General features: G+C 57.7%; 7 protein-coding genes. 1 reads left to right on the forward strand and 6 read right to left on the reverse strand.

Features of this window, described 5'->3' with window-relative positions; all coding sequences use genetic code 11:
- Window positions 1–6 precede the first annotated feature (6 nt).
- The 6 genes from msrQ to DW49_RS0121630 form a co-directional block, all read right to left on the reverse strand.
- On the reverse strand, window positions 7–639 hold the full coding sequence (msrQ, locus tag DW49_RS0121605) for a protein-methionine-sulfoxide reductase heme-binding subunit MsrQ (protein WP_005614929.1): 633 nt from the start codon (window positions 637–639) through the stop codon (window positions 7–9).
- The gene (msrP, locus tag DW49_RS0121610) at window positions 639–1,652 is read right to left on the reverse strand and encodes a protein-methionine-sulfoxide reductase catalytic subunit MsrP (protein WP_005614927.1); all 1,014 of its coding nucleotides are present in this window, start codon (window positions 1,650–1,652) and stop codon (window positions 639–641) included. The genes msrQ and msrP overlap by 1 nt, the downstream gene beginning before the upstream one ends.
- A 64-nt stretch (window positions 1,653–1,716) precedes the next feature.
- Complete coding sequence (gene pssA, locus DW49_RS0121615; protein ID WP_003382296.1) at window positions 1,717–2,568, reverse strand: CDP-diacylglycerol--serine O-phosphatidyltransferase; 852 nt, start codon at window positions 2,566–2,568, stop codon at window positions 1,717–1,719.
- Between the two features lie 144 nt (window positions 2,569–2,712).
- A complete protein-coding gene (ilvC, locus tag DW49_RS0121620) occupies window positions 2,713–3,729 on the reverse strand; it encodes a ketol-acid reductoisomerase (protein ID WP_005614924.1) in 1,017 nt (338 codons plus the stop codon).
- Window positions 3,730–3,776: 47 nt separating this feature from the next.
- Window positions 3,777–4,268: an acetolactate synthase small subunit gene (gene ilvN / locus DW49_RS0121625; protein WP_002552075.1), complete on the reverse strand. Its 492-nt coding sequence runs from the start codon at window positions 4,266–4,268 to the stop codon at window positions 3,777–3,779.
- Between the two features lie 2 nt (window positions 4,269–4,270).
- Window positions 4,271–5,995 (reverse strand): acetolactate synthase 3 large subunit, encoded by a 1,725-nt coding sequence (locus tag DW49_RS0121630; RefSeq protein WP_024420869.1) that lies wholly within the window; start codon window positions 5,993–5,995, stop codon window positions 4,271–4,273.
- Between the two features lie 397 nt (window positions 5,996–6,392).
- Between DW49_RS0121630 and DW49_RS0121635 the strand changes: the two genes are divergently transcribed.
- On the forward strand, window positions 6,393–6,809 hold the full coding sequence (locus DW49_RS0121635; protein ID WP_005614920.1) for a DUF4124 domain-containing protein: 417 nt from the start codon (window positions 6,393–6,395) through the stop codon (window positions 6,807–6,809).
- The last annotated feature ends 96 nt before the right edge of the window (window positions 6,810–6,905 follow it).

Raw genomic sequence — 6,905 nt, forward strand, 5'->3', positions numbered from 1 at the left:
AGGGCGTCAACCGTTATTTTGAACTTTTATCGATCCTGCCTTCGCAGCACCGCCAAGACGCGGGATTCGCCTAGCAATCATTGGCACTCTCAATAGCAGCAAGACCCCGCCTATACCTGCATACAGCGCCCACTCTTTAAGATCGGCTCTGACAATCCAGAACATATGCAGCAAACCCAACCCCAAAATCACATAAACAAGCCGGTGCAGCTTTTTCCAGCGGCTGCCCAGACGGCGCTGACTATAGCGATTGGACGTGAACGCCAATGCCAGCAGTCCGAGGAATGCCAGCGCACCCACGATAATATAAGGACGCTTGACCAGCTCCACACCCAACTGCCCCCAATCCAGCCCAAGGATGAACAGCGCATACATCGTCATGTGCAGCACTACATAAGCGAAACACCACAACCCCAACTGACGACGCACAACGATCCATCCCGGCCAGCCGGTCAGACGCTGCAAAGGCGTCATGGCCAGGGTAATCAGCAGCATCACCAAGGTCGCGAGCCCGAAGTTCTCTACCAAGACCTTTCCAGGATCAGGCCCCAGGGCAAAGATCCATGCCTGATAGAGCCACCAGACAGGCGCAACACAGGCAGCGAGAAATACAGCCAGACGCCAGAACGGATAGCGCATCAATAGTCCTTCCGCAAATCCATACCTGCATACAAGGAGCCAACCTCCTCCTCATAGCCGTTGAACATCTTCGTTTCGCGCAGATTCGGGCTGAACAGGCCACTTGGCAAGCGGCGCTCACGGGCCTGGGTCCAGCGCGGATGGTCGACCGTTGGATTGACGTTGGCATAGAAGCCATATTCATTGGCCGCAATGCTCTGCCAGGTGGTCTTCGGCTGCTCACTGACCAGGCTGATGCGCACGATGGATTTCACACTCTTGAAGCCATACTTCCACGGGACCACCAAACGCAGCGGCGCGCCGTTCTGATTAGGCAATTCACGCCCGTACATGCCCACCGCAAGAATCGCCAGCGGGTTCATCGCCTCGTCCAGACGCAGCCCTTCTACATACGGCCAGTCGATAAGGGCAAAGTCCGAGCGCTGCCCCGGCATGGACTTGGCGTCTTCCAGCGTTTCAAAGCGAATGTATTTGGCTTTGGATGTCGGCTCTACCTGTTTAAGCAGTGCGGAGATCGGAAAGCCCAGCCACGGGATGACCATCGACCAGGCCTCGACGCAGCGCAGTCGGTAAATCCGTTCTTCCAGCTGATAAGGCTTCATGAAGTCTTCAAGCGCATAGCGGCCCGGCTTGCCGACTTCGCCGTCGATTACCACCGTCCACGGCTCGGTCTTCAAGGAACCGGCATTCTTCGCCGGATCGCCCTTGTCGGTGCCGAACTCATAGAAGTTGTTGTAGTGGGTCGCATCCTTGAACGGCGTTATCGCCTCGTCCTTGACGTTGACCGCCTGCCATTGGGTGGAGGGGAGCTTGTCGGCAAACCAGCCCGGTGCTTTCCCGGCCTCGACATCGGCGTAGCGGGACGCGTCTGCAGCGCTTGCCCAACGCGGCAGCGCCGTGACGGCCAGACCGGCCAGCGAGCTGGCGAGCAATGTGCGTCGTGAGAGATAGATGGATTCAGGCGTGACATCCGACTCTTTGGAGCCCGACGCAGAAGGAAGCTTGATTAGCATGATGACTCCGCAGCCTAAGGGGAACTGATGCACCAATAGACTACGGAGTATGGTGGAAATTAGATCATTGTGAGGCTTTATGGCGACGCAATAGATACTGAATCGGTCCGGACAGCGCGTAGGCGAGGAATATCAGCAGCAGAATGCGCGGCGGATCACTGAATACCACGGCAAACACCAGCACCACGGCCAGAATCGCAACAAAAGGTACGCGCCCTTTCAGGTCCAGCTCCTTGAAGCTGTTGTACTTGATGTTGCTGACCATCAGCATGCCGGCTGCAGCGACCAGCAAGGCCACCAAAAACGACAGCTTCGAACCCTGAATACCGAAATCGCTGAACGCCCAGACCGTACCGGCAACAACACCTGCCGCAGCCGGGCTGGCCAGACCGATGAAGTAGCGCTTGTCAGCCTTGCCGACCTGGGTATTGAAGCGCGCCAGACGCAACGCCGCGCCGGCCACATAGATGAAGGCGACCATCCAGCCAACCTTGCCCATGTCCCCCAGCGCCCAGCCAAATGCCAGCAGCGCCGGTGCGACACCAAAGGCAACCATGTCGGACAGGGAATCGTACTCGGCGCCAAACGCGCTCTGGGTGTTGGTCATGCGCGCGACGCGGCCATCCAGCCCGTCAAGGACCATGGCGACGAAGATTGCGATAGCGGCGAACGCGAAATACTTGCTCGCACCGGCGCTATCACCCGCACTCATCGCGCTTTGCGCGCTCATGGAACTGATGATGGAGTAGAAACCCGCGAACAGATTCGCAGTGGTAAACAGGTTGGGCAGCAGGTAAATACCGCGGTGCCGGACCTGGCGGCCTTCGGCATCGTGCCCTTCTTCTACATGTTCATCGATGGGTAGCAGACTTTCAGCGTCGGAGGCCTTGTTGGGCTCCTCGGGACGTTCGCTCATGGAGATTACCTTGCAACGGCATGAAATGGTTCGACAGAGGTCTGCCGCGAGGGTTCGCCGGCAAACGATGCAGCTTTATACCAGAGCCTGACCCATAACGAAAAAACGCGACCGATTGGCCGCGTTTTTTTGTGAAGCTAAAGCTTAGTTCTTGTCTTTGTCGACGATTTTGTTCGCCGCAATCCAAGGCATCATCGAACGCAGTTTCTCGCCGATGACTTCGATGCCGTGCTCAGCGTTGTTACGACGCTTGGCAGTCATCGATGGGTAGCCGGTAGCGCCTTCGGTGATGAACATCTTCGCGTATTCACCGTCCTGGATGCGCTTCAGAGCGTTGCGCATGGCCTGACGGGATTCAGCGTTGATGACCTCAGGGCCAGTCACGTACTCGCCGTACTCGGCATTGTTGGAGATCGAGTAGTTCATGTTGGCGATACCGCCTTCGTACATGAGGTCAACGATCAGCTTCAGTTCGTGCAGGCACTCGAAGTAAGCCATTTCTGGCGCGTAGCCCGCCTCAACCAGTGTTTCGAAACCGGCTTTGACCAGCTCGACAGTACCGCCACACAGAACAGCCTGCTCGCCGAACAGGTCGGTTTCAGTCTCGTCCTTGAAGGTGGTTTCGATGATGCCGGTACGGCCACCACCAACACCCGAAGCGTAGGACAGAGCAACGTTCTTGGCGTTGCCGGAAGCATCCTGATAAACAGCGATCAGGTCAGGAATACCGCCACCTTTGACGAACTCGGTACGCACGGTGTGGCCCGGAGCCTTCGGCGCGATCATGATCACGTCGAGGTCAGCGCGCGGCACAACCTGATTGTAGTGAATCGCGAAACCGTGGGAGAACGCCAGTGTTGCGCCTTTTTTCAGGTTCGGCTCGACTTCGTTCTTGTACAACTGGGACTGGAACTCGTCCGGGGTCAGGATCATGACCAGGTCGGCAGCAGCAACGGCGGAAGCGACGTCAGTCACTTTCAGGCCGTGGGCTTCAGCCTTGGCGACAGTGGCCGAACCTTTGCGCAGGCCGACAGTCACGTCAACACCGGAGTCTTTCAGGTTGCACGCTTGAGCGTGGCCCTGCGAACCGTAACCGATGATGGCGACTTTCTTGCCCTGGATGATCGAAAGGTCACAGTCTTTGTCGTAGAAAACTTTCATGGAAATCCCCTGTTATCGTGGCCGTTCAGGCCATTTGCTTAATTGATTTAAATGCTCAGCACTTTGTCGCCACGGGCGATGCCCGTTACGCCACTGCGTACTGTTTCCAGGATAGCGGCGGTGCCGATGGCCTGAATAAAGCTGTCCAGTTTGTCGCTCGTGCCGCTCAGCTGCACGGTGTAGACGCTGGCAGTCACGTCGACGATCTGCCCGCGGAAGATATCCGTGGTGCGCTTGATCTCGGCACGCTGCGCGCCGGTGGCCTTGACCTTGACCAGCATCAGTTCACGCTCGATGTGAGCGCTCTCCGACAGGTCGACCAGCTTGACCACCTCGATGAGTTTGTTGAGGTTCTTGGTGATCTGCTCGATCACCTCATCATGGCCCACGGTGGTCAGCGTCAGACGCGACAGGGTCGGGTCTTCGGTTGGCGCAACCGTCAGGCTCTCGATGTTGTAGTTACGCTGCGAGAACAGACCGACAACACGAGACAACGCGCCCGGTTCGTTTTCCAGCAGTAGCGAAATGATATGGCGCATGATTATGTCCGCTCCGTCTTGCTCAACCACATATCGCGCATGGAGCCGTCCTTGATCTGCATCGGATAGACGTGCTCACTCACATCGACCTGAATATCGAGGAACACCAGCCGGTCAGTCATGGCAAACGCTTCTTCCATCTTCGGCTTGAGATCTTTCAAATCAGTGATGCGCATGCCTACGTGGCCATAAGCCTCGACCAGCTTGACGAAGTCAGGCAGCGATTCCATGTAGGAATGCGAGTGACGCGCGCCGTAGCTCATGTCCTGCCACTGGCGAACCATACCCAGCACACCGTTGTTGAGCAGAATGATCTTCACCGGCAGGCCATATTGCAGGCAGGTCGACAGCTCCTGAATGTTCATCTGGATGCTGCCTTCACCGGTCACACAGGCAACGTGCTCGTCCGGAAAGCTCAGCTTGACGCCCATCGCCGCCGGGAAGCCAAAGCCCATGGTGCCCAGCCCGCCGGAGTTGATCCAGCGGTTCGGCTTGTTGAAACGGTAGTACTGCGCAGCAAACATCTGATGCTGGCCCACATCCGAGGTCACGTAGGCATCGCCCTTGGTGACTTCGCACAGTGTTTCGATCACCGCCTGCGGCTTGATGACAGTGCCATCGCCACGGTTGTACGGGAACAGATCGCCGGTACCGCGCCACTCGTCAATCTGCTTCCACCATGCAGCGACCGACGCCTTGTCAGGCGTTTCGCCGATTTCTTTCAGGGTGGCGACCATTTCGGTCAGCACGCTTTCGACCGGGCCGACGATAGGCACGTCGGCCTTGATGGTCTTGGAGATCGACGCAGGGTCGATATCGATGTGGATGATTTTGGCGTTCGGGCAGAACTTGCTCGCGCCATTGATCACCCGGTCATCAAAACGCGCGCCGACAGCCAGAATCACGTCGGTGTGGTGCATTGCAAGGTTGGCGGTGTAGCTGCCGTGCATTCCGAGCATACCGACGAACTGGCGATCGGTGCCGGGATAGCAACCCAGGCCCATCAGGGTGTTGGTCACCGGGGCATTGAGCAGTTGAGCCAGTTCGGTCAGTTGCGCCGAAGCGCTGCCCATGATCACGCCGCCGCCGGCATAGATGATCGGACGCTTGGCCGCCAGGAGCATTTCCACGGCTTTGCGGATCTGGCCGGAGTGGCCACGGACCGCTGGGCTGTAGGAGCGCAGCTTGGCTTTTTTCGGAAAGACGTATTCGAATTTCTCGGCCGGGTTGGTCATGTCTTTCGGAATATCCACGACCACAGGGCCGGGACGACCGGACTGCGCCAGGTAGAACGCCTTTTTCAGAATTTCCGGGATTTCCGATGGGTGCTTGATCATGAAGCTGTGCTTCACGATCGGCCGGGAGATACCGATCATGTCGGTCTCCTGGAACGCATCGGTGCCCACCAGGGTGCTCGCTACCTGACCGGACAGAACCACCATCGGAATGGAGTCCATATACGCCGTGGCGATACCGGTAATGGCATTGGTTGCACCTGGGCCGGATGTCACCAGAACCACACCCGCCTTGCCGGTGGCGCGCGCATAGCCGTCGGCCATGTGCGTAGCCGCCTGCTCATGACGAACAAGGATATGGCTGACAGCCGGTTCTTTGAACAGGGCATCGTAGACATGCAGGAGGGCACCACCTGGGTACCCATAGATGTGCTCAACGCCTTCGTCACGCAAAAAGCGGACGATCATTTCAGCGCCAGATAAAAGCTCCACGTTGTTCACCTCTAAAACGCCAGAATACCGCCCACTCCGGGACGGGTCTTTATAGGTTTACTGCCAGCAGAGCATGAGCGACGGTGGTCGCCGACTACGTCAGCACTGACTGAGCAAGTATTGGGAAGACCCTGAGTGTTGCGGAACATTCCCACCCAGCGCGAGGTAACGCGTTGCGGGTGTTACAGGTCGGCGCGGGTGTGCGCCTCATGATCTACCGAGAGGGTCTGCTTCTGGCAGTCCTTCTACAGCGAACTTTGGATTGTTGTGATTCCCCCACCTCAAGTCAAGTCATCCGTGAGCTTTCTCGACAGCAAGCCTATGAAATCGCACCATTTCGGACTGAATCGCACCGATATGGTAGTTTTCCGAGTATGCAAACCTCCAGGGACCCGACATGCATTGGATGATTCTCGCCGCCGCGCTGGCCATCAGCGCAACCAGCCAGGCCGCCTCGATCTACAAGTGGGTCGACGCGCAGGGCGTGACGCACTTCGATGCCCAGCCGCCGACCGGCCAGCAGGTTCAGGAAATCAACGTGCAGAAGCCGCCACCCGCTTCTGCGCCGAGCACGCCCGTGGACGACGGCGATGCACAACAGCGCGCCATCGACCAGAAAGTCAAAAGTCAGGTGAAGGCTCAGGAAGCGAAGCGTGCGGAAAACTGCGAGACCCTGCGCACCAATCTCGCGCAGCTGCAGAATAATCCGCGAGTGCGCGAGCAGGTGGGCGGCGAATCAAAGCGCCTGACGGAAGAGAACCGCAAGACGCGTGTTGCAGAAACCGAGAAAGCCATCAGCGAATACTGTCGCTAGGGTCTGTTCCCGTTTCGACGTAACCTATTGATCCCTATGAGAACAGGCCCGTATTGTTGGAGTTCTCACACAACACCAATACGAGCCTGCAATGCC

The organism is Pseudomonas avellanae BPIC 631 (genome assembly GCF_000444135.1).
In the GTDB taxonomy this organism is placed as follows: domain Bacteria; phylum Pseudomonadota; class Gammaproteobacteria; order Pseudomonadales; family Pseudomonadaceae; genus Aquipseudomonas; species Aquipseudomonas avellanae.

What these genes read in the sequence shown, in the direction of transcription:
- msrQ (WP_005614929.1), bottom strand. Translation starts at nt 639, where the DNA reads ATGCGCTATCCGTTCTGGCGTCTGGCTGTATTTCTCGCTGCCTGTGTT.
- msrP (WP_005614927.1), bottom strand. Translation starts at nt 1,652, where the DNA reads ATGCTAATCAAGCTTCCTTCTGCGTCGGGCTCCAAAGAGTCGGATGTC.
- pssA (WP_003382296.1), bottom strand. Translation starts at nt 2,568, where the DNA reads ATGAGCGAACGTCCCGAGGAGCCCAACAAGGCCTCCGACGCTGAAAGT.
- ilvC (WP_005614924.1), bottom strand. Translation starts at nt 3,729, where the DNA reads ATGAAAGTTTTCTACGACAAAGACTGTGACCTTTCGATCATCCAGGGC.
- ilvN (WP_002552075.1), bottom strand. Translation starts at nt 4,268, where the DNA reads ATGCGCCATATCATTTCGCTACTGCTGGAAAACGAACCGGGCGCGTTG.
- DW49_RS0121635 (WP_005614920.1), top strand. Translation starts at nt 6,393, where the DNA reads ATGCATTGGATGATTCTCGCCGCCGCGCTGGCCATCAGCGCAACCAGC.